18 protein-coding genes are annotated in these 25545 nt (G+C 65.3%); 2 read left to right on the top strand and 16 right to left on the bottom strand.

All coding sequences use genetic code 11. The features are described from left to right. Nucleotides 1-193 precede the first annotated feature (193 nt). On the top strand, nt 194-1711 hold the full coding sequence (locus tag AC0WRY_RS11430; protein WP_491123111.1) for a M81 family metallopeptidase: 1518 nt from the start codon (nt 194-196) through the stop codon (nt 1709-1711). A gap of 96 nt (nt 1712-1807) precedes the next feature. Here the strand turns inward: AC0WRY_RS11430 and AC0WRY_RS11425 are convergent, their stop codons facing one another. Both AC0WRY_RS11425 and AC0WRY_RS11420 read right to left on the bottom strand, forming a co-directional pair. After that, nucleotides 1808-2959, bottom strand: coding sequence for an FAD-dependent monooxygenase (locus AC0WRY_RS11425; protein WP_491123110.1), 1152 nt, complete (start codon nt 2957-2959; stop codon nt 1808-1810). 45 nt (nt 2960-3004) lie between these two features. After that, nucleotides 3005-4204 carry an ABC transporter substrate-binding protein gene (locus AC0WRY_RS11420; RefSeq protein WP_491123109.1) on the bottom strand — a complete coding sequence of 400 codons (1200 nt, stop codon included), beginning with the start codon at nt 4202-4204 and terminating at the stop codon, nt 3005-3007. A gap of 134 nt (nt 4205-4338) precedes the next feature. Here AC0WRY_RS11420 and AC0WRY_RS11415 point away from each other — a divergent pair, with 134 nt between their 5' ends. Next, nucleotides 4339-5934 carry a winged helix-turn-helix domain-containing protein gene (locus tag AC0WRY_RS11415; RefSeq protein ID WP_491123108.1) on the top strand — a complete coding sequence of 532 codons (1596 nt, stop codon included), beginning with the start codon at nt 4339-4341 and terminating at the stop codon, nt 5932-5934. 92 nt (nt 5935-6026) lie between these two features. On the opposite strand, the gene AC0WRY_RS11410 is transcribed toward AC0WRY_RS11415, so the two are convergent. The 14 genes from AC0WRY_RS11410 to AC0WRY_RS11345 all read right to left on the bottom strand — a co-directional run bounded on the left by AC0WRY_RS11410 (nt 6027) and on the right by AC0WRY_RS11345 (nt 25503). Further along, the gene (locus AC0WRY_RS11410) at nt 6027-6980 is read right to left on the bottom strand and encodes an alpha/beta fold hydrolase (RefSeq protein WP_491123107.1); all 954 of its coding nucleotides are present in this window, start codon (nt 6978-6980) and stop codon (nt 6027-6029) included. A 141-nt stretch (nt 6981-7121) separates the two neighbouring features. Further along, nucleotides 7122-8336, bottom strand: coding sequence for an acyl-CoA dehydrogenase family protein (locus AC0WRY_RS11405; protein WP_491123106.1), 1215 nt, complete (start codon nt 8334-8336; stop codon nt 7122-7124). Between the two features lie 175 nt (nt 8337-8511). Further along, the gene (locus AC0WRY_RS11400) at nt 8512-9723 is read right to left on the bottom strand and encodes an ABC transporter substrate-binding protein (RefSeq protein ID WP_491123105.1); all 1212 of its coding nucleotides are present in this window, start codon (nt 9721-9723) and stop codon (nt 8512-8514) included. 212 nt (nt 9724-9935) lie between these two features. Next, nucleotides 9936-10511: an HdeD family acid-resistance protein gene (locus AC0WRY_RS11395; RefSeq protein WP_491123104.1), complete on the bottom strand. Its 576-nt coding sequence runs from the start codon at nt 10509-10511 to the stop codon at nt 9936-9938. 126 nt (nt 10512-10637) lie between these two features. Continuing rightward, complete coding sequence (locus AC0WRY_RS11390) at nt 10638-12161, bottom strand: FAD-dependent oxidoreductase (RefSeq protein ID WP_491123103.1); 1524 nt, start codon at nt 12159-12161, stop codon at nt 10638-10640. Between the two features lie 26 nt (nt 12162-12187). Beyond that, nucleotides 12188-12814, bottom strand: coding sequence for a GTP cyclohydrolase I FolE (gene folE / locus AC0WRY_RS11385; protein ID WP_194407069.1), 627 nt, complete (start codon nt 12812-12814; stop codon nt 12188-12190). A 107-nt stretch (nt 12815-12921) separates the two neighbouring features. Beyond that, the gene (locus AC0WRY_RS11380; RefSeq protein WP_491123102.1) at nt 12922-13824 is read right to left on the bottom strand and encodes an alpha/beta fold hydrolase; all 903 of its coding nucleotides are present in this window, start codon (nt 13822-13824) and stop codon (nt 12922-12924) included. A 44-nt stretch (nt 13825-13868) separates the two neighbouring features. Then, nucleotides 13869-14696 (bottom strand): HD domain-containing protein, encoded by an 828-nt coding sequence (locus tag AC0WRY_RS11375; protein WP_211417719.1) that lies wholly within the window; start codon nt 14694-14696, stop codon nt 13869-13871. A 210-nt stretch (nt 14697-14906) separates the two neighbouring features. After that, on the bottom strand, nt 14907-15785 hold the full coding sequence (locus tag AC0WRY_RS11370) for a transglutaminase family protein (protein ID WP_259205251.1): 879 nt from the start codon (nt 15783-15785) through the stop codon (nt 14907-14909). Continuing rightward, nucleotides 15782-18319, bottom strand: coding sequence for a circularly permuted type 2 ATP-grasp protein (locus AC0WRY_RS11365; RefSeq protein ID WP_491123101.1), 2538 nt, complete (start codon nt 18317-18319; stop codon nt 15782-15784). The genes AC0WRY_RS11370 and AC0WRY_RS11365 overlap by 4 nt, the downstream gene beginning before the upstream one ends. A 27-nt stretch (nt 18320-18346) precedes the next feature. After that, nucleotides 18347-21616 (bottom strand): transglutaminase family protein, encoded by a 3270-nt coding sequence (locus AC0WRY_RS11360; protein ID WP_491123100.1) that lies wholly within the window; start codon nt 21614-21616, stop codon nt 18347-18349. Nucleotides 21617-21950: 334 nt separating this feature from the next. After that, nucleotides 21951-23255: a methyl-accepting chemotaxis protein gene (locus AC0WRY_RS11355; RefSeq protein ID WP_194407063.1), complete on the bottom strand. Its 1305-nt coding sequence runs from the start codon at nt 23253-23255 to the stop codon at nt 21951-21953. Then, nucleotides 23233-23751 carry a PAS domain-containing protein gene (locus tag AC0WRY_RS11350; RefSeq protein ID WP_194407062.1) on the bottom strand — a complete coding sequence of 173 codons (519 nt, stop codon included), beginning with the start codon at nt 23749-23751 and terminating at the stop codon, nt 23233-23235. Before AC0WRY_RS11350 ends, AC0WRY_RS11355 begins: the two co-directional genes overlap by 23 nt. Nucleotides 23752-23979: 228 nt before the next feature. Then, nucleotides 23980-25503 carry a UxaA family hydrolase gene (locus AC0WRY_RS11345; protein WP_194407061.1) on the bottom strand — a complete coding sequence of 508 codons (1524 nt, stop codon included), beginning with the start codon at nt 25501-25503 and terminating at the stop codon, nt 23980-23982. Nucleotides 25504-25545 lie beyond the last annotated feature (42 nt).

Below are 25545 nucleotides of genomic sequence, written 5' to 3'. Positions count from 1 at the left end.
CCATGCACAGTAGCCGGGGTCAGGTTTTTCAATGGCTTGGCGGCCCGCGCGAAACCTGAAGCTCCTGCGCAATTGATTTTGACTCGTCGGGCAAAACAGGGGCACGATGCGGTCATGCAGTGCCGAGCAGGAGACGGCGCGTGTCGGCGCGGCTGACTTGTGAGATTGCATAAGAAAAAAACAAAGGAATCCCATGAGCCAGACGCGGCGCGTTCTCTCGGCGCAGATCGCCCACGAGACCAACACTTTCTCGGTCATCCCGACCACGCTCGAGGACTACCGCAAGCGGCTGTTTCTGCGTGACGGCGAGATCGCCGCGGCGCTGGCCGACACAAGAATGGAGATCGCCGCGCACCTGGCCGCAGCCAAACGTTACGGCTGGACCCTGGTGCAGCCGCTCGCCGCCGCGGCCACCCCGTCCGGCAAGGTGACGGCGGCGTGCTGGGCCGAACTGCAGCGCCTGGTCTACGCGGCCTGCGAGAGCGGGCCGCTCGACGGCGTTATCCTGGCGCTGCACGGCGCGATGGTGACCGAGACCGACGACGACGCCGAAGGTGCGCTGCTCGAAGGACTGCGCCAGCGTCTCGGTGAGACGATTCCGATTGCGGTGACGCTCGATCTGCATGCCAACGTCACCGAACGCATGGGCCGGCTGGCCAACATCATGCTGCCCTACCGCACCTATCCGCACATCGACCAATACGAGACGGCGTTCCGGGCCGCCGAGCTGCTGCAGGCGGCGATGGACGGCACGACCCGCCCGAAGGTCTTCCGCTCGCAAGCACCTCTGCTCGACGGATGCAATCACGGACGGACCCAGGGCGGCGTGATGAGCGACCTCTTGGCGCGCGCCGCGGACATGGAGGCGCAAACGCCGGGCCTGTTGTCCGTCGATGTCTGCGCAGGCTTCAGCCGCTCTGACATTGCCGAGGTCGGCCCCAGCATTCAGATCACCTACGATGCCTCCCACAACGCCGCCGAAGCGGCCGCGCGGCAGGCCGCGGCGGCGCTCGAGGACGAGATGGTCCGCCGGCGCGCCGAGGTCACCGTCACGGCGCTCGACTTGCCTGATGCAACGAAGCTTGCCGCCGCAGCCGCGACTGACGTCGCCGACACCCGTCCCTTCGTGATCGCCGACTTCAGCGACAATCCCGGTTCGGGCGCCTACGGCGATGGCATCCGCCTGCTGGAGGCGCTGCTGCAGGCCGAAGTCCGCAGCGTGCTGTTCGGCGTCCTCGGCGATCCCGAAGCCGCTTCCCGCTGCCACGCTGCGGGCCTCGGGGCCAGCGTGGATGTCGTTCTCGGGGCCAAGCGCCATCCCGAAAGCTACGGACCTCCGCTCACGCTGACCGGGCGGGTGACCGGCCTGTCGGACGGCGCCTTCGTCTGCGAGGGGCCGATGAATGCCGGTCAACCCATGACGCTCGGGCCCAGCGCCTTGCTCGAGGTCGACGGCATCTCCATCGCGATTTCGACCAACACGCTGCAGACCTATGATCGGGAAATGTTCCGGATTCTCGGGGCAGAGCCGGCTCAATTCCGGGTCGTCGCCGTCAAGTCGGCGCACCACTTCCGGGCGGCCTTCGCGCCCATGGCCAAGGAGGTGATCCTGGCCGACAGCGGCGGACTTGCCACCTTCGATCACAGCAAGCTCACGTATCGAAACGTCCGCCGTCCGATCTGGCCGCTCGACGAGATCGTTCCGGGTTGACGCTTGCCCACCCGGGCTTCACAGGCTTCCGGGTTGCCGCGGCAGCGGCGGCCAGCGCGGAGGTCCACGACGTCCTGAAGAGAGACTTTAGGCGATCTACAGAATGGCCAAAGCAGCCTTCTCGGCGTCGTGCGGGAAGATCCATTCCGCCGCCGACATCCAGGCTTGCGATCGCTGCGCCTGTTCAGCGCGATCGCTGCCGGCAGACCGGTAGAACCGGCCGGCGAGGCGCGAGGCGGCCTGAACACGACTGGTCCGCCCCAATCTCAGTTCCTGATAGGCGTTCAGCCGTGCCGGAATCTCGTCACGCCTCGCGCGCTCCAGCAGGACGGCAAGTGCGAAGCCATCCTCGATCGCTTGCCCCGCGCCTTGCCCGAAATGGGGCACCATCGGATGCGCGGCGTCGCCGAGAAGCGTCACATGTCCGCGCGACCAATACGGCAACGGCGGCCGATCGTAGATGCCCCAGCGAAACGTCTGGTCGAGCGCCGAAATCAAGTCTTGGACAAGCGCATCCCAGCCCTCGTACTCGGCTGCAAGAGCCCTGACGTCGCCGGGTGCGTACCAGGTTTCCTCCATGTCACGCATGCTCGGGACAAATGCAACGATATTGATCAATCGCCCCTGCGATACCGGAAAGCAGATGAAGTTGCGGCCCTCGCCCATCCACATGTTCAGGCCACGCAGTTCTGCGCCCCATGACAGCTTTTGCGACGGCACCAGGCCGCGGTAGGCCACGATGCCTTCGCTGGTCGGGTGGGCTGCCAGGCCGATCTGGCGCTGGACGACTGAATGAATGCCGTCCGCACCGATGACAACATCCACATCGCAGACGGCGCCATTGGCAAAGATCAGGCGCACTTCGGTCGGCGTGTCTTCAACGGCTGCACACCGATGTCCGAACCGGACCGGCCCTTTCACCTCACCAAGGAGCATCTCGAGGAACTCCACGCGGTGAATCTGATAGCTGAGCACGGTGGGCGAGCCGGGCAAGACAAGCTCTCCCCGTGACGTCCGTCGCGTAAGACCCTGGCTCCTGGTGGTGATCTTCTCGATTTTGTCACAGAGCGATGTACGTTTGAGCAAGATCAGTGCGTTCGGAGGGATGGACAGTCCGGCCCCGGCCTCGCGCGGGGTCTCTGCGCTTTCGAAAACCGTAACATTCATGCCCCGCGCGCCCAGCGCGAGCGCCGCAGACAATCCGCCGATGCCCGCGCCGACGATGGCGATATTCAGGCTGTCGGTCATTTCGCAATCCCCCTCGAACACTTCGCTCTTGCGAACAACCGATCGTCAGTTACCGACGACGTCATCGAGCAGCACCCATCTGGTGCCGTCGAAACGTGCCATCCTCGCCTTTGTCCAGCCGATCCGGCGCGATGGAGAGACGTTGATCGTAAGGCCCGGCAGGAACGTCGGCAGTTGAACCTCCCGGATGTTGGTGGCCTGCCTGATGAGATTCTCGCGCGACAGGTCGTCGCCGCACTTCTTGAGGACCTCGACGATGATCTGAGCCGTCGCATAGGGAAAGATCGACTCCTCGATATCGTCATTTGGCGCCCACCGCTGCATGAATGCCCGAAACTCGCGCATGCCGGCATCGTCGTCCCACATCGGATCCTCCGACGTCTTCAACCAAAACGCGCTGACCGCGCCTGTGGAGGCCACAAGTCCCGCCGGACGCAGGACAGCCGAAATGCTGCTGACGCCGGAGAGCAGCACATGCTGGACCTTCCAGCCGATCTCGTGCGCCTTTCGAATAGATTGTGCAGCAAATCGTGCGTTGGAGGCATGAAACAACGTATCGGCACCCGATGCTCTCAGCGCGAGGATCTGTGAATCGACCGTCGGCTCCGCGATATCGTAGGCCGCCTCGGCCACCACCATGGTCGAGGCCTTCGATCCCAGAGCCGCCTTGAAGCTGGCCAGATTGCCCTTTCCGAGATCGTCGTTCTGATAGATCACGGCGACCTTCGCGTCAGGTTTGGTCTTCATCAGATACTCGGCGTAGATCCTGGTCTCGACCGGCTGCGGCATCATGAACGTGGTCGTCCATGGCAAATTCTCGGGATCGTCGAGCTTCGGCGTGCTGGCGAGCAGCAGGATCTGCGGAACTTGCTTGCTGTTGAGATACTTCGCTACCGCGAGATTGGTCGGTGTGCCGATTGATCCCACGATCGCAAGCACGTCGTCGTCCTCTACGAGTTTGCGCGTCTGTTGCACTGTCTTGGCCGGCGAAAAGGCATCGTCGAGCGAAATGAGCGTCACCTTGCGGCCGTTGATACCGCCGGCCGCGTTGATCATTTTGAGATAGGCTGTTTCAATCCGGCTGAAGCGGCTCAACGACGAGATCGGCCCGCTGTAGGGCGCCGTCTGGCCTATTCTGATTTCGGTATCGCTGACACCGGGACCGTATTTTCTGTCCGCCCCGGCAACGGGCGAAAGGCCGACGATCAAGAGACTCAACGCAGCAGCGATGGGGGTCCGGATCATGGAAGCTTACCTCGCGTTGGTGGCTTCGATAGGGTGCGTTTTGCTATCCCGCGCTGCAGGATGATGCTGTACAATCCCGTCGGCGTCCCGAAACTGCGCCGAAATTTTCCGAAAGCAAGGTTCACGAGGCATCCTTGTTGAAGGCATCGCAGCATTCCATCGTCATCGGCGATCGGATCGTGGACCTCGCCCACGAAACTCTGCGCGACGGGAGCGGCGCTGTCGTTCCCCTGCGTCCGCGCGCCTGGGCGGTACTGCGGCTGCTGGCAAAGCGGCCCGGGCAGCTGGTCGACAAAAGCGAAATCATGGATGAGGTCTGGTCGGATTGCGAGGTCACGGAGGATTCCCTCGTCCAGGCCATCGGCGATGTCAGGCGGGCCCTGGGAGATGTCGGCCGATCTGCGCTGAAGACGCTGCCCCGCCGCGGCTATATGCTGGTGCCCGACGAACAGTTGGCCGCGCCCCTTGTTGTTTCCGGCGAGACGCCGCGGCTATCCGATGATGGGGAACCGCCGCCGCCTCCCACGGTACCGCATTTGTCGATCGTCGTCCTGCCATTCGCCAACATCGGAGACGATCCGGCGCAGGATTATTTCGTCGATGGCGTGACGGAGAGCCTGACGACGGACTTGTCGCGCATCGCCGGCTCGTTCGTGATCGGCCGCAACACGGCATTTACCTTCAAGGGCAAAGCAGTCGATGCCAGGCAAATCGGCCGCGACCTGAACGTGCATTACGTGCTCGAAGGCTCCGTGCAACGCGGCGGCAACCGTTTTCGCCTGAACGCGCAGCTGACCGACACAGAGACGGGGAGCCAAGTGTGGGCCGACCGCTTCGACAAGCCCGCCGCCGAGCTCCTGGACATGCAGGATGAGATCGTGTCTCGACTCGCCAACACCTTGAATGCGGAGCTCATCGCCGCCGAAGCACGCCGCGCGGAGCGATCGCCCCGCCCCGATGCGATGGACCTGTACTTCCAGGGCCGAGCCCTTCAGAACAGGGGCGTGACGCGCGTCCTTCTAACGCAGGCAAGGGATTTTTTTACCCGATCCTTGACGCTGGATCCCGGCAACATCGAAGCGGCCGTCGCGGCGGCTCAGGTCGATGTGTCCGTTGGATCGGCTTTCATGGCCGATGACGTCAAGGTGCATTTCGACGCTGCGGAAGCAGCCTTGAACAGCGCGTTGCTCCGCGCCCCCAATCATCCCAGAGCCCACATGCTGCTCGGCGCCGTGCAAATTCAGACGAACCGCATCGATAACGGTGTTGCACAATGCCGGCGCTCGCTGGCGCTCGACCGGAATCTGGCCGATGCGCATGGATTCATTGGTCTCGGCAAATATCAATCGGGCCTTAGCGAGGAGGTGGAGGGGCACATCCAGGAAGCGCTTCGGCTCTCCCCGCGGGATACGCGCGCCTTTCTGTGGTACATGTTCGTCGGGCTGGCCAGATTGAGCATCAATGCCGATCGCGAAGCCATCGACTGGTTCCGGCGCAGCATGGAGGTGAACCGAAATCACGCGCTATCGCATTTTCATCTTGCGACAGCGCTGGCGCTGGCGGGAGACCTCAAGGAGGCGCGATCCGTCGCCGATGCAGGGCTTGCTCTCGATCCCAGCTTCACGATCCGCCGCTACCGCTTCAACGCCAAGGGCGACAATCCCATCTACCTCGCACGACGCCAGCGCTACTTCGAGGGGCTGCGCCTGGCCGGCTTGCCTGAAGGATGATCGGAAGCGGACGGTAAGTCGCTACGCCATCACGAGGCGCGAAGACGGCGGGCCAAGCGCAGGGCGCGGACCCACGCCGATCATCCTGCCCCTCATTTCCCGTCGAGGAACGCGCGCACCTTGCTCACGGTCTGCGCAGGCTGCTCTTCCATGATCCAATGTCCGGAGCCGGTGATGATACCGCCGTCCACCGTGGTGCCGACGTCCCGCATGATGGCGGCCTGCTGCTCGCCAAAGGACTTTTCGGCGCCAAGGGCAAGGATCGGCATGTTCAGCTTGGTCGCGGCAAAAGCCTTGTTGTCCGTAGCGTCCTTGCCGAACGCTGCGAACTGCTCGAAGGCGTAGTGCATGTTGCCCCGCCGGGCGTACAGCTTCGCATAATGATTGCGCGTCGCCTCGTCGATCGCCCTGGGGTCGGCCGAGAGCTCGTTGTAGAAGCGGTCGAGATAGATGCGCTCGCGGCCCTTGACCAGGCGATCGACGTCGGGGCCGCGGAAATTGAAATGCCACAGCATGGGGCTCTTCAGGATTTCGTCCCAGGGCCCGATGCCGGGCAGCGGCGCGTCGATGACGACCCATTTGGTGATGCGATCGGGGTATTGCGCCGCGAGCGCATAGCCCACCATGTTGCCGATGTCGTGTGTGACCAGATCGGCTTTCTGCACGTTGAGCTTGTCCATGACCATGGCGATGTCGACGCCCTGGGTCTTCTTGTCGTAACCAGCTGGGGCCTGCGACGACAGCCCCATGCCGCGCAGGTCCGGAACGATCACGGTGTGGTCCTTGTAGAGCGCCTTGGCGAGCGGCGCCCACATGTCGCCGGTGTCGCCGAAGCCGTGCAGGAGGACGACGGCCGGCCCTTGTCCGCCCACGCGGACATGCAGCGTGACGCCGTTGACCGAGATACGCTGGATTTTGAAATCCGAAGGAAAGGGCTCAATCGCCGCAAATGCAGATCGGCCGCTCAAGAGGATCAGGATGGAGACGAGAACGGCCGCGATGACTCGCACGCCGGACATCCGGCTGCTCGGGACGAAACTGTACATTGTTGACCTGCTCGCTCAAGTGCCGAGCGCAACAACGTCGGCAGTGACGCACCAATCATCTGGTTCATCAAAGCATACCGTGCTACCGCCTGACCAGATGCCAGCACCAATTTTTGCGCGAGCGCCCGAAAATCTGTCTGCCTACCCCATCACCCCGCCCCGCTTGATCAGCTCTTTCCCCACCGCGGCGAGGTGCACCTGGTCCGGGCCGTCGCCGATGCGGATGAAGCGGGCGTAGACGTAGGCGCGCGCGAGGAAGGTGTCCTGCGAGACGCCGGCGGCGCCGTGGATCTGGATGGCGCGGTCGATGACGCGGGCGGCCATGCCGGGCACCACGATCTTGGCCGCGGCGATCAGGTCGCGCGCGGCCTTGTTGCCATCGCGGTCCATCTTGTCGGCGGCCTGCAGCGTCAGCAGGCGCGCCTGCGCGATCTCGCAGAAGGAGTGTGCGATGTCCTCGCGCACCGAGCCCTGCTCGGCGAGCGGCTTGCCGAAGGCGACCCGCGACACCGCGCGCTGGCACATCAATTCCAGCGCGCGCTGGGCGCAGCCGATCAGCCGCATGCAATGGTGGATGCGGCCGGGACCGAGCCGGCCCTGCGCGATCTCGAAGCCGCGGCCCTCGCCGAGCAGGATGTTCTCGGCGGGCACGCGGACGTTGTCGTAAGAAATCTCGGGGTGGCCGCTGGGGGCATCGTCATAGCCGTAGGTCAGCATGTCGCGGACAACGCGCACGCCCGGCGTGTTCCTCGGCACCAGGATCATGGATTGCTGGCGGTGGCGGTCGGGGTCATCAGGTGCCGTCTTGCCCATCACGATCAGGATCTCGCAATCCTCGTTCATCGCGCCTGACGTGAACCACTTCCGGCCGTTGATGACGTAGTCGTCGCCGTCGCGCGTGATGGCGCACTGGATGTTGGTGGCATCGCTGGAGGCGACCTGCGGCTCCGTCATCGAGAAGCCGGAGCGGATGCGTCCCTCCAGGAGCGGCTTCAACCAGCGCTCCTGCTGCGCTTTGGTGCCGTAGCTTGCCAGCACCTCCATGTTGCCGACGTCGGGCGCCGAGCAGTTGAACACTTCGGGCGCCCAGAGGATGCGGCCCATGATCTCCTTCACGGGGGCATAGTCGAGATTGGAGAGACCCGGTCCGTGCTCGCCTGACAGGAACAGGTTCCAGAGCCCCTGCTCGCGCGCCATCTTCTTCAGGTCCTGCAGCACCGGCGGGGTCCTGTAGCGCGCAGCTTCCGGCTTGACCTGCTCGTAGTAGAGCTCCTCGACCGGCTCGACATGCGTCCGCATGAACTGCCGAACGCGCTCCTGCAGCTCCAGCGAACGGGCGGAGTGTTGAAAGTCCATGGTGGTCTCCTCTTTCCTTCTCTTGCGGGAGAAGGTGGCGCGAAGCGCCGGATGAGGGGTTCTCTCCGCTAGCGATACCGTTCGTGAGGATAGATACCCTCACCCGGCTCGCATCTTCGATGCGATCCATCCTCTCCCGCAAGGGGAGAGGATGCACCGTCTCCACGGCAGCCCCTCACGTCCCCTTCAAGAGCTCGCTGGCCACCACCCAGTCATTGCCGTCGAACTGCAGCATGTAACCGTCCTTGATCGGGCGGAAATCCCGCGGCGTGGTGTTCAGCGTAATGCCGGGCATCAGCAGCGACAGCGGCACGTTCTTCAAATTCGCGGCCTGCGCCATGATGTTCTCGCGCGTCAGATTGTCCTTGCATTGTTTCAGCAGCACCACGAGGGCTTCGGCGACGGTGTAGCCGTAGAGGCCGGCGACGTTGTTGACGTCGGCATTGGGCAAGCGCTTCTTCATGAAGTCGATATAGGCCGTCATCGCCGGATCGTCCTTCGGCTGCTCGACGAAGGGCTTGAGCGAACCGAGCGACAGCACGCCCTTGCCGGCATCGAGCCCCGCAGGCACCATCACGGTCGCCTTGTTGGCGCAGCCGCTGGCGAGGAAGCGCGCCGGCTGCCAGCCGACCTCGTGCGCTTTCCGGATCGCCTGCGCGCAGGCGCGCGGCGTCACCGAATAGATCATGAACACGTCCGCCTTGGTGTTCGCCAGCGTCAGCACCTGGGAATCGACGGTGGGGTCGGTGACCTCGAAGCTCGAGGCCATTGCGATCGCCTTGTCGGCATCGGCGCCGAGCGCCTCCTTGACCCCGCGCAGATATTCCTTGCCGGCATCGTCGTTCTGATAGAGCACAGCGAAGCGCGCATTCGGGTTCTTGGCGCGGGCATAGGCGACGTCGATCGCGGCCTCGCTGGTGTAGTTCGGCGCCCAGGGCAGCGCCATCGACCACGGCATGTTGGCGGGATCGTTCCACTTCGAGGCCGAGCTGATCAAGAACAGCTGCGGCACCTTGTTGCTGTTGAGATATTTTGCGATCGCCGAGCTCGGCGCCGTGCCCATGGTCGCGAAGATGAAGGCGACGCCGTCGCCCTCGACGAGGCGCCGCGCCGCCTCCATGGTCTTGGGCGGCGAGAATGCGTCGTCCAGCGAGATCAGATTGAGCTTGCGGCCATTGACCCCGCCCTTCTCGTTGACCTCGTCGAAATAGGCCGCAATGACCCTGCCCGTGATGCTGAGCGGCGAAGCCGGCCCGCTATAGGGCATGGTGTTGCCGATCTTGATCTCGGTGTCGGTGATACCAGGACCATAGGATTTTTGCGCGGAGACAGGCGTCGACAGGCAGCCGGCAGCCAATGCTGCGGCCAGGACCAAGGCAGCTTTCATGGTTTCTCCCCGATGATCATCGTCCGCGCGAAGAGGCGCGCGGCGTGCTGCTTTATAGTCAGCACGTCAGATCAGCGGAGTTCCGCCAGGCGGTCTTGCGTCGAGTTGCTGATGATGCGTTCGCACCATGGGTCGGCGCTTCACCTCTCCCATCGGTGAGATGGCAAACCGAACTCTTGGGCGCGTCGCGATTCAGTTCGCTCTCATTTCGCCTAGCGGCGCTGCTTCAGGCTGAGGCCAAGGCTGACCCAGCCGGCACCCGCCATGATCAGGTCGATGCCGAGAAACAGGCCGAGAACGTAGACGCTGTTCACCGGCCAGCGTGCCAGGATCAGCAGCCCGAGCAGCAGGGTGACGACCGCCGACAGCGCCACCCAGACCCACGGGCTTTCCCGCTTCATGCTGAAGGCGAGAAACAGCCTGACTGCCCCGGAGGCCAGCAGCGAGGCGCCGAGGAACAGCGTCAGCAGAACCGCGGCAAAGAGCGGGTTCTCGAAGGTGAGGAAGCCGGCAATGATGTAAAGCACGCCGAGCAAGGCCCAGATCAGAAACTTGCCCCAGCTCTTCATCTGGAAGGCGCCTATGACCTCGGTCACGCCGGCGACGATCATCATCGCGCCGACAACGATCACGCTCGCCACCGTCGCCATCACCATGCTGCCGAGCGCGACGAAGCCGGCGATGAGGTACACGACGCCAAGCGCAACGATCCAGCCCCATTTGCCATGGAGCGCCGAGATACCCGAGCCGAGACTGGGAGGATGAGATGCATCTGAAGCACTGGTCATGGGCCACTCCTGCATGCGAAGCCCGGGGCACACGCCAGGATAGCACGCGCCGCACCGGGACCACAGCGATCAGAGCAGCCCTCACCTGCTGCAACGTTGACGCAAATCAAGATCGAGCGCGCAGCTTCAGCCCTGCGAGCGCTCCATCTCCAATTCGGCCTTGAGATTGTCGAGATCGCGATAAATTGAAGCGACCGCGAGCACGCGGCCGTCCTTGCGGTACTTCAGCAGGCAGTCCTTTCCGGAAATGCTGCCGTCGATGGCGATGTCGTCGAAGCTCTCGGCGTGGCCGACATAGTTGATCGGCACGTCGTAGTGCTGGCTCCAGAAGAACGGCACGGCGTCGAAGCGCTCGCGCCTGCCGAGCATGTTGCGCGCCGCGGTCTGTCCCTGCCGCTCCGCCACCACCCAATGCTCGACGCGGATGGTCTGCCGGGAATGCGGATCGGGCCAGCGCGCGATGTCGCCGGCCGCGAAGATGCCCGCGACGCTGGTCTCCAGATATTCGCTCACGCTGACGCCACGATCGGCCGCCAGTCCCGCCTGCTCGGCAAGCGCGAGACGCGGCTTGACGCCGATGCCGACGACGACGAGGTCAGCCTCGATGACCGCGCCGCTCTTCAGCGTCGCAAGCATGCCGTCGAGCTTCTCCACCGTGTCCTCCAGGTGAAAGATGACACCGTTCTCCTCATGCAGGGAGCGGACGAAATCGCCCATCTCGGCGCCCAGCACCTTCTGCATCGGCCGCTCGTCAGGCGCGACGACATGCACCTCGATCTTGCGCGCCCGCAAGGAGGCCGCGACCTCGAGGCCGATGAAGCTGGCGCCGATCACCAGCGCACGCCTGGCACTGCCTGCAGCCTTGATGATGGCGCGGCTGTCCGCGAGGGAGCGCAAGGTGTGAACATGCGGCTGGTCCGCGCCCGGAATCCGCAGCTTGACCGGCTCGGCGCCGGTCGCGAGCAGCAGCCGGTCGAACGGCAGCTTGTCGCCATTGCCGAGCGTGATGCTGCGCGACTTGGCATCGATGGCGGTGACCTCGGTGTTGAGCCTGAGATCGATGCCTGCGTCCCCATAATAGTCCTCGCCGCGCAGCGGCAGCCAATCTTCCGGCGCGTTACCCGCAAGGTAATCCTTGGAGAGGTTCGGCCGGTCGACCGGCATCGCGCCGTCATTGCTGAGCATGGTGATGGCGCCGGCAAAGCCCTCGCGCCGCAGCGTCTCGGCGGCGGTGAAGCCGGCGGCACCGCCGCCGACAATGACGAATTTCTCCCGAGCGGGCGCGCTGCGATGCGCGGCCGGTGGCTTCGGTGCCTCGCGCTTGCGCCGGACGATAATGCTGTCGCGATCGCGCTCGACTTCCCAGACCGCCAGCGCGTTCAAAGCCGGCGGACGGCTGGCTTCACCCGTACGCAAGGAGAAGCAGGCATGATGCCAGGGGCAGCGGATGGTATCGCCCACCACGAGGCCCTCGGCGAGCGGGCCGTGATAATGGCTGCAGGCCGGCTCGATCGCAAAGATCTCGCCGCCGGCCTGCACCAGCAGGACGTCGTCCTCCCCGACATGACCGAGCAATTTGCCGTCCTTGAACGCGGTCAGCGGCACGCCCTTGCTCAGGTCCGGTCCGCTCGGCTTTTTGTCCTCGGCCATGGCAACGCCTCCTTCGTGCGTGCGGATCAATCGTTCGAATTGGCGAGCCCCAGCAATTCCTGGCGCGTCAGCGCATTGTCGCGGAACACGCCCAGCATGCGGCTGGTGACGAGATCGGTGCCGGGCTTGTGCGCGCCGCGCGTGGTCATGCAATGATGCGTCGCCTTGATGATGACGCCGACACCTTCGGGCTTGAGCACGTCGTTGATCGTGTTGGCGATCTGCGCGGTCATCTTCTCCTGGATCTGAAGCCGCTTGGCGTAGACGTCGACCACGCGCGCGAGCTTGGAGATGCCGACGACGCGCCCCTGCGGGATGTAGGCGACCCAGGCGCGGCCGACGATCGGCGCCATGTGGTGCTCGCAATGGCTCTCGAAGCGAACGCCGCGCAGCACGATCATCTCGTCATAGCCTTCGATCTCCTCGAAGGTCTTTTGCAGGATTTCGGTCGGGTCCTGCGCGTATCCGGAAAAATACTCCTCGAAAGCTCGCGCAACGCGATCAGGGGTCTCGCGCAGACCGTCGCGCGCGGGATCATCGCCGGCCCAGCGGATCATGGTCCGGATCGCCTGCTCCACCTCCGCCCTGTCGGGCCGTTCGACCGGCGCCTGCGCCACCGCGACCCGTTCCAGCTTACGCACGTGCGACTTCATCGAGATCCTCCCCTGCAGCGAGCCCGGATCCAGAAGCGGGCCCACAGCTTGGACGGCTGCGATCGGAAAAGGTTCCCGCAGATGAGGGAAATTTGGGAGGGCCGAGCTTAGGCCGGCTGTGACGCCGCCGCTTTCCGCACGTCGACCACGGCCTGCGCCCATTCGGCCGGCCGCTCCTGCGGCAGATTATGGCCGGCGCCAGCGAACACGCGCCGCTCGAAGAAGGCCTCGAACTTGCGGGCGTGATGGGCCGTGCCGGGATTGACGCCGTCGCTGTCGCCGTCGATCGCAATCGCGGGGACGCGGATTGCCGGCTGCGCGGCGAGCTTCGCCTCGATGTCCGCATAGGCGGGATCGCCCGCGACCAGCGCGTAACGGTGGCGATAGGAATGGATCACGACGTCGACGAAATCAGGATTGTCGAACGACGCCGCGCTGGTCCCGAACGTGGCATCGTCGAAGCTCCATGTCGGCGACCACATGGCCCAGAGCTGACGCGCAAAGCCGCGCCGGTTGCGCTCCAGCGCGCGGCGGCCGCGCTCATTGTGGAAGAGATATTGATACCACAGCGCCGCCTCTTCCGGCGGCGAGGCCGGCTCCATGGCGCGGGCGATGTTCTGGATGTTGTAGGAATTGCCGGAGACGAGGCCAATCACGCGCTCGGGATGGAGCGCCGAGACCACGCAGGCGGCGCGCCCGCCCCAATCGTAGCCGCCGACAACTGCGCTTTCGATACCAAGCGCATCCATGAAGGCCAGGAGATCGGCGCCGAGCGCCGCCTGCTCGCCGGAGCGCAGCGTGTCGGGAGAGCGAAACCGCGTCGGCCCGTAGCCGCGCAGCCAGGGCACCAGCACCCGCGCGCCGGCCTCGGCGATGACAGGCGCCGTCTCGGCATAGGCGTTCACGTCGTAGGGAAAGCCGTGGCCCATGATGCAGGGCCAGCCGTCGGGCGCACCGTATTCGCGATAGGCGATGTCGAGGATGTCCGTGGTGACGGTTTTTTGTTGCATGGTTCTCACGGAGCTTGCGGGGGCGTAGCCCGGATGGAGCACCCCTACTTCTGCGGTCCCGACAGCGAGATGTCGCGCTCGGCGCGGAACACGTTGCTGTAGAGATTGGCGATCCACTGCCGGCCGATCTCGGTCTTGTTGAGATAGCCGATCTCGGTCTGGATGTACGGTGCGACGCTGTTCCAGTAGAACTGTGGATAGCGGTTCACGATATCGGCGGGCGAATCGTAGCCGAGTTGGCGGTTGATGCCGACCTCCTCGAACTCGTAGTAGAGCGCGTTGGCCTTGCGCAGATAGTTGGGATCGCCGAGCTGGCCGATGAAGTCGGCGGCGCGCAGGATCGAGGCTTCGTCATCATATTCCTGCCCTTCGCGCGCCGGGAAGCGTGTGCCCTCGATGGCGCGGGCAACGCGCTCCGGATCGACTCCGGGAATATGCCGCAACCGCCGAGTCACATACAGCTTCGAACGATCCACGTGATACATCATCAGGCTGGCATCCGATGCACCGCGCGGCAGCGAGATCTTGGTGTCGGCCGCGTCGATCACGAAGCCGTCGGCATCGTCCTCCTCGAACAGTCCGCGCACATAACCGATGTCGTGGGCGAGGCAGGCGATCAGCACGTGGACGTAATCCTCGGCCGACAGATGCGCATGAAGGCTTCGGCCGCCGAGGATCGCCTGGGCCGCCAGCGTCACCAGCATCGTATGCTCGATATTGTGATAGAGCGCATCGCTGTTGCCGATACATTCCATGGCGGTGCGGGTCGCGCTCTCGACGATATTGGCAGAAGTCTCATCGTACCGGCGACGCATGAACTTACCGAGAAAGTTCTCGAGGGATTCAGCCGCTAGTCTCGGTAAGGTTATCATGGATGCAGCCCCCTCCGCCGCTGGTGTCCCATGCCATCTCCCGAAGTCTCTATTGTTCTCGACGCGACGCCAGCATAGCCCATCTTGGGCCGAGTAACCAAATGCTGGAACGAGAACACGAAAAAATGTTGCGGTTGTGCTGTGCGACATCACGGTTGCGCTAACGTCTCGCTACACCCCGGGAAACGGGCTGCGGGACGGTGATCGCGGTCATTCCACCAGCAACACGTCGACGGCGACGCCGAGCTTCTGTTTGGGCGAGCCGACGATGATGCCGTCGATCGGCGAGACGTCGGAGAAGTCGCGCCCGACCGCGAGCACGATATGGTCGTTGCCGATCAAGAGGTCGTTGGTCGGGTCGAAATCCACCCAGCCCAGCACCGCACCGCACCACAGCGAGACCCAGGCGTGGGTGGCGTCGGCGCCCTGCAGGCGCGGCTGGCCCGGCGGCGGAATGGTGCGCAGATAGCCGCTGACATAGGCCGCCGGCAGACCGAGCCCGCGCAGCCCTGCGATCATCACATGGGCAAAATCCTGACAGACGCCGTGGCGCTTGTCGAAGACCTCGGTCAGCGGCGTCGAGATCACCGTCGCCTTCGGGTCGTAGCGAAATTCGCCGCGGATGCGGTGCATCAGATCGACGGCACATTCGAGGATGGCCGCGCCGGGCGGAAAGCTTTCCGCCGCATAAGCGCTGACCGGACGGAGCACCGGCACCAGCGGGCTCGCAAAGACATAGCCGATCGGCGAGGACGGCCCGAGGCTGGTCGCCTCGAAGGCAATGTCGCGAATGCTCTCCCAGGCGGGGCTCGCTGCATCGCGCGCCGGCGGCTGCCGCGAGACGGAGACTCGCGACCGTGAATCGATCCGCAGATTGCGATGCGCGGCTTCGATCACCACGCTCTCGGTCAGCGTGCCGAAGAAATCGCGCCGCACATTGCGCTCGGCAGGACGCGGACGGATCTCGACACTGTGCGAGATCAGCTCCTGGCCGGCGCCGCTTCTGGGCTCCAGCCGCAGCGTGCAGCGGGCGAAGCTGACCGGACTCTCGTATTCGTAGGTGGTGACGTGACGAATGTCGTAGATCACGCCAGCCCCGTCAGCTTTTCCGGCCGGGCGGCATTGGGGCCATGCGGGAAGTAGTGCTGCCCGATCGCATCCGCGAGGCTGAGCAGGTCCTGCTCCAGCGCGAACAGCGTCTTGACCTCGAGCTTCTCGGCCTCCGCCGTCGCAAGCATCGCCTGCATCGCCACCGCCAGCCGCTCCGGCTTCTCGATCAGGCCGTGCTCCCTCAGGCTCGGCAGCGCGGCGATGTGCTCGTTCAGCGTCGTCACCTGGAACGCCACCGACCGCGGATTGTAGCCGTCGAGCACGGCGAGGTCGCGCACCGGCGCCAGGATCGGCGCCAGCAGATAACGCGAGCGGTATGTGATCTGGCAATCCACCAGGGTGAGCAGGATGTCGAGGTCCTCGTCGCCGGCTTCGTCATAGGCGAATTGGCGCGTGAAGCGCGTGGTGTTGATGGCACGCTCGGTGCGGCGGCCGATGTCGAGGAAGCGCCAGCCGGCGGCGCGGTTCATGTTCTCCTGCGCGAGGCCAGCGAAGCTCGCGAGCTCCTGCAAGGTCAGCTCGGCCGCGCTCAGCACGCTGTCGTCGTCCTCGACTTCGTACGCCAGACGCTCGGCCATCTCGGTGATGACCTGCCAGGCATCGGGCGACAGCCGCTCGCGCAAGGAGGTCGCCGTGCGCTGCGCCGCGCGGACCAGTGACAGGGCCGAGCCGAAACGATCAGGGCTCTGCAGCGCTTCCGCCACGATGCGCCCGGACGCGGTGCGCGATGTCTGCGAGACCGCGCCCCAGGCTACCAGCAGGCGCTGGATGCGTTCGGCCGATTGCAGCGAGGCCGCAGTGCCCTTGTTGGGTCCGCTCGGCGAGCCCAAAGCGCGCACCAGGCGCAGCGTCGCCTCGGCGCGTTCGAGATAGCGGCCGAGCCAGAACAGATTGTCGGCGGCCCGGCTCGGCAGCACGCCGGCGATGCGGCGGATGCGGACCTTGTCGGTCGCCGGCAGCAAGGTCGCGGTCGAGACCTGCTTGTCGGAGACGATCCAGACGTCGGCGGCGCGCGCACCGTCGCCCATCGACACGGCGCGCGCGTCCGGCTGTTCGGCGATCCGGCAGAAGCCGCCGGGCATGATGGCCCAGCCGTCGGGCGTTGCGGCGGCGAACACGCGCAGCACGAAGGGACGCGGCGTGATCTGGCCCTGCTCCCACACCGGCATGGTCGAAAGCCGCACCACCTCCTGGCCGACATAGTCCATGCCGCGCGTGGTGATGGCGTCGACCAGGCGCTGGCGGTCGCTTGCATCGAGCTCGCTCGCGAGCACCGGCCCTGCGCGGTCGAAACCGGGCACGCCGCGCCGATAGGCGCCTTCGATCGCGACCTCGTCGAGCCGCGCCAGCACCTCCTCGCGCGCGCAGCGCTGGCCGCACCACCAGGTCGCGATATGCGGCATCTTCAGCTCTTCGCCGAGCAGGCGCCGGCTCAGCGCCGGCAGGAAGCCGAGCAGCGCCCGCGCCTCCAGGACGCCCGAACCCGGCATGTTGGCGACGACGACGCCGTCCTTGCGCAGCACGTCGATCAGGCCGGGCACGCCGAGATGCGAGGACGCATCGAGCTCGAGCGGATCGAGCGAATTGGAATCGACGCGGCGCAGCAGCACGTCGAGCCGCTTGAGGCCGGCAACGGTGCGGATGTGGATGCGGTTGTCGCTGACGGCGAGATCGTCGCCCTCGACCAGGAGGAAGCCGAGATAGCGCGCCAGCGTGGCGTGCTCGAAATAGGTTTCGCTGAAGCTGCCGGGGGTGAGCACGCCGATGCGCGGCTCGTCGCGGTCGGCGCGTGCGCGAAGAGAGTCGCGAAAGGCCTCGAAGAACGGCGCGACGCGCGGCACGTTCATCGACTTGTAGAGGTCGGAGAAGGCGCGCGACAGCACCAGGCGGTTCTCCAGCGCGTAGCCCGCGCCTGATGGGGCCTGGGTGCGATCGCCGAGCACCCACCAGCGGCCGTCGGGACCGCGGCCGACATCGGCGGCATAGAGCGAGAGATAGCGCCCGCCCGGCGGCGGCACGCCACAGACGGGGCGGAGGTATTCCGGGCTACCGGCGATCGCGGCCGCCGGCAGCGCGCCCTCGGCGACCAGCCGGCCCTCGCCATAGATATCGGCCAGCACGCGCTCGAGCAGCTCGGCGCGCTGGGTGATGCCGGCGCAAAGCTGCCGCCAGTCGGTCTCGTCGATCAGAAGCGGCAGATGGCTGATCGCCCAGGGCCGGTCGGCGCTGTCGCCGGGGGCGCGGTAGGTGACGCCGGCCTCGCGGAGGTGGCGGTCGGCCATGCCGAATCGCCGCTCGATCTCGTCGGGCGCGAGCGCGCCGAAGGCATCGAAGAAGCGGCTCCAGACCCCGCGCGGGGCGCCGTCCGACCCCAAGAACTCGTCGGGGATGCCGGGCAGCCGGCGATAGTCACGGACCCATTGCGCGAGGCGGCGCTGGCTCTCACGTTGTCCATCACGTTGACTTGGCGCCCTACCCGCCTTGTCGTTCTCTTCGGCTGCGCCCTCGGCCATGCGCCTCTCCCTGCCCCACCATCATACTCATTGCAGGAGCGGAGTCCGCAAGTCGAGGGTCAGCGGGAACTCATTTGTGCGTTCCTCGGGCGGCGGCTGGACCGGTCCCGGGGTATGGCCGTGGTCCTGGAAGCGCGCCAGCCGCCGCGCCTCGGCCTCATAGGTGTTGACCGGCTTGGTATCGTAGCTTCGGCCGCCGGGATGGGCGACATGGTAGACGCAGCCGCCGAGCGAGCGGCCGTTCCAGGTATCAATAAGGTCAAACGTCAGCGGTGCGTGGACCGGGATGGTCGGGTGCAGGCCGGAGGCCGGCTGCCAGGCCTTGAAGCGGACGCCGGCGACAGCCTCGGCCGAGCGGCCGGTCGAGGTCATGGGCAGGCGGCGGCCGTTGCAGGTGACGATGTGGCGGCCCTCGACGAAGCCCTCCGCCTTGACCTGGAGCCGCTCGACCGAGCTATCGACATAGCGCACGGTGCCGCCGGCCGACCCCTCCTCGCCCAGCACGTGCCAAGGCTCCAGCGCCTGGCGCAATTCCAGCGTGACGCCGCCGTGATGGACGCGGCCAAAGGCGGGGAAGCGGAATTCGAGCTGGGCCAGATACCATTCCGGCTCGAACGCGTAGCCGAACTGCTTGAGCTCGCCGAGCACGTCGAGGAAGTCTTCCCAGATGAAATGCGGCAGCATGAAGCGGTCATGCAGCGCGGTGCCCCAGCGCACGAACTTGCCAGCTTGCGGCTCGCGCCACATCTTCGCGATCAGCGCGCGGATCAACAGCTGCTGCGCCAGCGACATGCGCGGATCGGGCGGCATTTCGAGCGCGCGGAATTCGACGAGGCCGAGCCGGCCCGTCGGCCCCTCCGGCGAGTAGAGCTTGTCGATGCAGATCTCGGCGCGGTGGGTGTTGCCGGTGATGTCGACCAGCAGGTGGCGGAACAGGCGGTCCACCAGCCATAGCGGCGTCTGGTACCCCGGCGGCGGCACGTGCGAGAGCGCGATCTCGAGCTCGTAGATGCTGTCGTGGCGGGCTTCGTCGATGCGCGGCGCCTGGCTGGTCGGGCCGATGAACAGGCCGGAGAAGAAATAGGACAACGAGGGATGCCGCTGCCAATACAGCACGAGGCTCCTCAGCAGATCCGGCCGACGCAGGAACGGCGAGTCCTGCGGGCTCGAGCCGCCGATCACGACGTGATTGCCGCCGCCGGTGCCGGTGTGGCGGCCGTCGACCAGGAAGCGGTTGGCGCCGAGACGCACCTTGCCGGCGTCTTCATAGAGACCGGAGGTGATCTCGACCGCTTCGCGCCAATTCTTTGCCGGCTGGATGTTGATCTCGATCACGCCAGGATCGGGCGTCACCTTGATCACCTCGATGCGCGGATCGAACGGCGGCGGATAGCCTTCGACGTGAACCGGGAGCTGCATTTCCTCGGCGGTGGCTTCGAGCACGGCGACCAGCTCGAGATAATCCTCGATGCGCTCGACCGGCGGCATGAACGCGCAGATGACGCCGTCGCGGACTTCCACCGACATCGCGGTGCGCACCGGGACGACCGTATTGAGGTTTTCAGGGGCGGCCCGCGGTGGTGATTCCGGACGCGCCGCGAGCGTGAACACCGGCAGCTTGCCGCGGGACTCCATCGGGTCCTGCTCGACGATGTAGCGATATTGGTTCGGCGGGACGTAGCCGAGCGAGCCGATCGGCAGGCGCAAGCCCAACGGTGAATCGCCCGGCATCAGGAACAGATGATTGCGCCGCAATTGCCAGCGCTCGCTGCGCCAGCGCGGCGGCGCGTTCCAGCGCTGCACCGGCAGCACGAAGCCGCGCGGCGTGTTGAGGCCCTCGTCGAACACCCGCGCCATCCGTGCGCGCGCTTCCGGATCGGACAATTTGGCGTCGGAGGGATCGACATTGAAAGGAAGCTCGGCCTCCTTCTGCAGCCAGTAGGCGGCGTCCTCATAGGCCGGCATGATGTAGCCGGGATCGAGGCCGAGCCGGGCCGCGGTGCCTTCCATGAAGGCCTCGGCGTCTTTCACCTCGGCGCGGCGCGGATGTTCGATCCTGGCGATCAGGTCCGCATTCTTCCAGATCGGCACGCCGTCCTTGCGCCAGTACAGGCCGAAGGCCCAGCGCGGCAGGCTCTCGCCCGGATACCATTTGCCCTGGCCGTAATGCAGCAGACCGCCGGGCGCGAAGCGCGTGCGCAAGCGGCGGATCAGATCATCGCCGAGCGCGCGCTTGGTCGGGCCGACGGCTTCCGTATTCCACTCCGCAGCTTCGAGATCGTCGACCGAGACGAAGGTCGGCTCGCCGCCCATGGTGAGCCGCACGTCGGCGCTCGCGAGATCACCGTCGACCTGCTCGCCGAGATCGTTGAGCCGCGCCCAGGATTCGTCGGAGAACGGCTTTGTGATGCGCGGCGCCTCGCGGATGCGCTTCACGCTCATGTCGAAGGCGAACTCGACCTCGGCAAAGCCGGCGCCGCCCGAAATCGGCGCGGCGGAGCGATAATGCGGCGTGGCGGCAACCGGGATGTGGCCCTCGCCCGCCAGCATGCCGGAGGTCGCATCGAAGCCGATCCAGCCGGCGCCGGGCAGATAGACCTCGACCCAGGCGTGCAAATCGGTGAAGTCGTTCTCCACCTCCGGCGGGCCCTCGATCGGGTCAATGTCGGGGCGGATCTGGATCAGATAGCCGGAGACGAAGCGCGCGGCGAGCCCGAGATGACGGAAGATCTGGATCAGCAGCCAGGCGGAGTCGCGGCATGATCCCGCACCCGAGGCGAGCGTCTCCTCCGGCGTCTGCACGCCCGGCTCCATCCGGATGATGTAGCGGATCTTCTTCTGCAGCTCGCGATTGAGCTCGACCAGGAAGTTGACGGTGTTCGGAGCGTCCTGCGGGATCGTATCCAGATATTTCGCAAACAGGCGATCGGGCTTGATGGTCTCGAGATAGGGCGCGAGCTCGGTCTTGAGATCCCTGGGATATTCGAACGGAAAGCTGTCGGCGTAGGGCTCGACGAAAAAGTCGAACGGGTTGACCGTGGTCATCTGCGCCGTGAAATCGACCTCGATCTTCAATTCGGTCGTCTTCTCCGGGAAGACGTAACGCGCGATCCAATTGCCCAGTGGATCCTGCTGCCAGTTCACGAAATGGTTGGATGGCGTGACCTTGAGCGAATAGCTCAGGATCGGCGTACGCGTATGCGGCGCCGGGCGCAGGCGGATGGTCTGCGGACCAAGGTCGATCGGGCGGTCGTATTTGTAGTGCGTGACATGATGCAAAGCGACGTAGATCGACACGGGGTGCGGTGCTCCAGCAGCTTTTTTGAGCAGAACACCTGATGTGGGTGCGATCAAGCACTAACAACGGGCAGCGGGTGCCTAGGTAAGTTGCGGCCGGGTGCTTTCCTCCTTCTTCCCTTGCGGGAGAAGGTGGCATAGGCGGCCTTCAGCCGCCGTTCCTAAGAACGCCGAAGCGAAGTTCGGCTATGGCGCCGGATGAGGGGTATGTCTCTGCAGACTCGGTGCAGGATCACTTGCGGAGAGAACCCCTCACCCGTCTCGCCGCTACGCGGCGAGCCACCCCTCTCCCACAAGGAGGGAGGGAAGACGGCGCCGTCCTCTCCGCGACAGCCTACGCCGCCGAGGTCAGTCTTTGCAAAAACTGCGTCACCTCGCGGCGGAGCGTCTCGACTTCGCCGTGGACGCGCTCGGAGGCGCTGTTGACGCGGCTGGCGACGCGGCCGGTGTCGGCGGCGGCTTCACTGATGCCTGTCACGTTGGAGGAGACCTGCGAGGTGCCGGCGGAGGCCTCCTGGACGTTGCGGGCGATCTCCCGGGTCGCGGAGCCCTGCTGCTCGATCGAGGCCGCAATGCTCGCGGTGATGCCGTCGATCTCGGCGATGGTCTGTGCGATCGCCTCGACGGCTGCGACCGAATTGGTCGTCGATTGCTGCATCTCGCCGACCTTGGCGCTGATCTCCTCGGTCGCCTTCGCGGTCTGGTTGGCGAGGCTCTTGACCTCGGAGGCGACGACCGCGAAGCCGCGGCCGGCCTCGCCCGCCCGCGCCGCCTCGATCGTGGCGTTGAGCGCCAGCAGGTTGGTCTGCTCGGCGATCTCGCTGATCAGCTTGACGACGTCGCCGATCCGCAGCGCGGCATCCGCAAGGATGCGGATCTCGCTGCCGGCACGATTGGCCTCATCGACGGCGCGGCCGGTGCTGGTGGTCGAGCCCTCCACCTGGCGGCTGATCTCCGCGATCGAGGATGTGAGTTGCTCCGCGGCGCTCGCCACCGTCGCGACGTTGCTCGAGGCCTGATCGGACGCGTTGCGCATGCCGGAGGTTTGGCGGCTCGTCATCTCCGCCGCGGCCGCCATCTGGCCGGCGTCGGATTCGAGATCTGTCGCGGCGCTCATGAGGCTGCCTGCGACGTCGTCGAGATGCGTGCCGAACTGCTGGGCGAGGCCCGCGATCTCGACCACGCGGCGGCCGAGGCTGTCGGTGCCGGCATTGATCACGGTGGCCGAGCGGCGGAACGAGCCGGGCAAGCCGCGCGCGAGGATCTTGCGGAAATACTTGCCGCGGCTGGCATAGTCCATCGACGCCGAAGCCTCGCGCACGAAGGCGTCGGTGATGTCGAGCATGTCGTTGACGGATTTCTGGATGGCGCCGATCCGCCCGGCCTGGCGCTCGCTCAGGATCCGCGCTTCGAGATCGCCGCGCGCCGCCTTGCGGCAGACGTCGGCGACTTCGTCGACGGCCAGTGCCGCGCGATGCTGGCACCAGAGCCCATAGCCGAGCAGCGCGACCGTCGCGCCGAGCAACGCGGCGCTGGCCACTCCGGTCACACCGATAACAGAGAGAACAAAAGCAACGACGGCAACAACACACGCGAGCGCGGTCGCTCCCTGCGCCTTAGAGAGAGAGCACAAATTCATCGTAACCGACACCGTTTTGCTTGAGCAGACCGACCATCACGTCGAAGCTCGCGCGCATGCCGTCCTTGGCATTGGCGTGGCGCGCCTCTTCGGCGCAGAGCGCCTTGTAGATCGGCTTGATTTTCTCGACCGGCGCCGGATCGGGCCTGCGCCGATTGGAATGATAGCCGATGATGTTGCCGCGATCGTCGAGCGTCGGGGTGACATGAGCGAACACCCAATAATGGCTGCCATCCCCGGCGAGATTGACGACGTAGGCGAAGATTTCCTGCTTGGCCTGGAGCGTATCCCATAGCAGCTTGAAGACGCAGCGCGGCATGTCGGGATGGCGGATCAGGCTGTGGGGCGCCCCCATCAGTTGCTTCCAGGGATATTTCGCCATGCGCAGAAAGACGTCGTTGGCGTAGGTGATGCGTCCCTTGAGATCGGTCTTCGATACGATCAGCTCCTCCTCACCGAGGAGATTCTCCACCCCAGTAGGACGTATCGCTTGCATCGTCTGATCCCTGAACAAAGGCCGGCCCCACCACGCTGTGGAGCCGCATCACGCCCTGTCTACGGCAACAGTGTTAATCAGGTGTAAGCTTGGGAACTTGCGGGCGCGATACGCGCCTCCGTATCATTACTTAGCGAGCGATCGTTGCGTCGGGCGCAACTGCACGCGCCGCCGTTATCACTTGATTCAATTGCGACTGCATCGCGATTGCATCGGTGCGTAGCGCGACTACATCGTCGCGCCGAGCACCCAGGGCGCGAACTCGGCGCCGCCGAAATCAAAACTCTCGCTCTTGGTCGGCTGGCCCGAGGCCGTCTTCAGGATGAGGTCGAAGATGCGCTGGCCGCATTCCTGCACGCTTTCCTCGCCTTCGAGGATGGTGCCGCAATTGACATCCATGTCCTCTTCCATGCGCTTGTACATCGGCGTGTTGGTGGCGAGCTTGATCGAGGGCGCCGGCTTGCAGCCGAACACGCTGCCGCGACCGGTCGTGAAGCAGACGAGGTTGGCACCGCCGGCGACCTGGCCGGTCGCCGCGACCGGGTCGTAGCCGGGCGTGTCCATGAACACAAAGCCCTTCTTGGTGATGGGCTCGGCATAGCGCAACACCTCGACGAGATTGGTGGTGCCGGCCTTCGCCATCGCGCCGAGCGACTTCTCCAAAATGGTGGTGAGGCCGCCGGCCTTGTTGCCGGGACTCGGATTGGCGTTCATCTCGGCGCCTTCGCGCGCGGTGTAGTCGTCCCACCAGCGCATGAGATCGACCAGCTTCTCGCCGACCTCGCGGCTGACGGCACGGCGCGTCAAGAGATGCTCGGCACCGTAGGTTTCCGGCGTCTCCGACAGGATCACGGTGCCGCCGTGGCGCACGATGAGATCGCTGGCAGCACCCAGCGCCGGATTGGCGGACACGCCGGAATAGCCATCTGAGCCGCCGCATTGCAGAGCCACGGTGAGTTCGCTTGCCGGCACGGTTTCGCGCCTGACCTTGTTGGAATCCGCCAGCGCCTCGCGCACGAAGGCGATGCCCGCCTCCACCGTCTTGCGGGTGCCGCCGACCTCCTGGATGTCCATCGCGCGCAGGCGGCCGGCGAGCTTCTGCTCTTCCATGAGTCCGCCGATCTGGTTCACCTCGCAGCCGAGGCCGAGCACGATGACGTGGGAGAAATTGACGTGCCGCGCATAGCCGCCGAGCGTGCGGCGGAGCAGCGCGAGCGGCTCGTTCTGTGTCATGCCGCAGCCGGTCTTGTGGGTCAGCGCGACCACGCCGTCGACATTGGGGAAATCGGCCAGCGGATTGTCGCCGGTGAAGGGATTCTTCTTGAAGACGTCGGCGACGAGGCTTGCGACATGCGCGCTGCAATTCACCGAGGTGAGGATGCCGATATAGTTGCGGGTGGCGACACGGCCGTCCGGACGGCGGATGCCTTCGAACGTTGCCGGCAGATCGAAATTCGGTGTCGGCTTGACGTCGGCGCAGTAGGCGTAGTCCTTGGCGAAATCGCCCATGCCGATGTTCTGCACGTGCACGTGCTGACCCGGCGCGATGGCTTGGGTCGCAAAGCCGATGATCTGGCCGTAGCGGATCACAGGTTCGCCCACAGCGAACGGCCTGATCGCGACCTTGTGGCCGGAGGGAATGCGCTCGACCGTGGTCACGCCGTCGGCCACCGATGTCCCCGGCGGCAGGCTGGCGCGCGCGATCAGCACGCCATCATCGGGATGCAGGCGGATGACGGGGCTGATGGTCATGGGAGGTCTCCTTGGGTCTTCAAGTATCGTGCCCCGGACGCT

Source organism: Bradyrhizobium sp. T-12 (assembly GCF_058314695.1).
The sequence above is the reverse complement of the archived record's forward strand: the minus strand, read 5'-3'. Positions and strand labels throughout refer to the sequence as shown.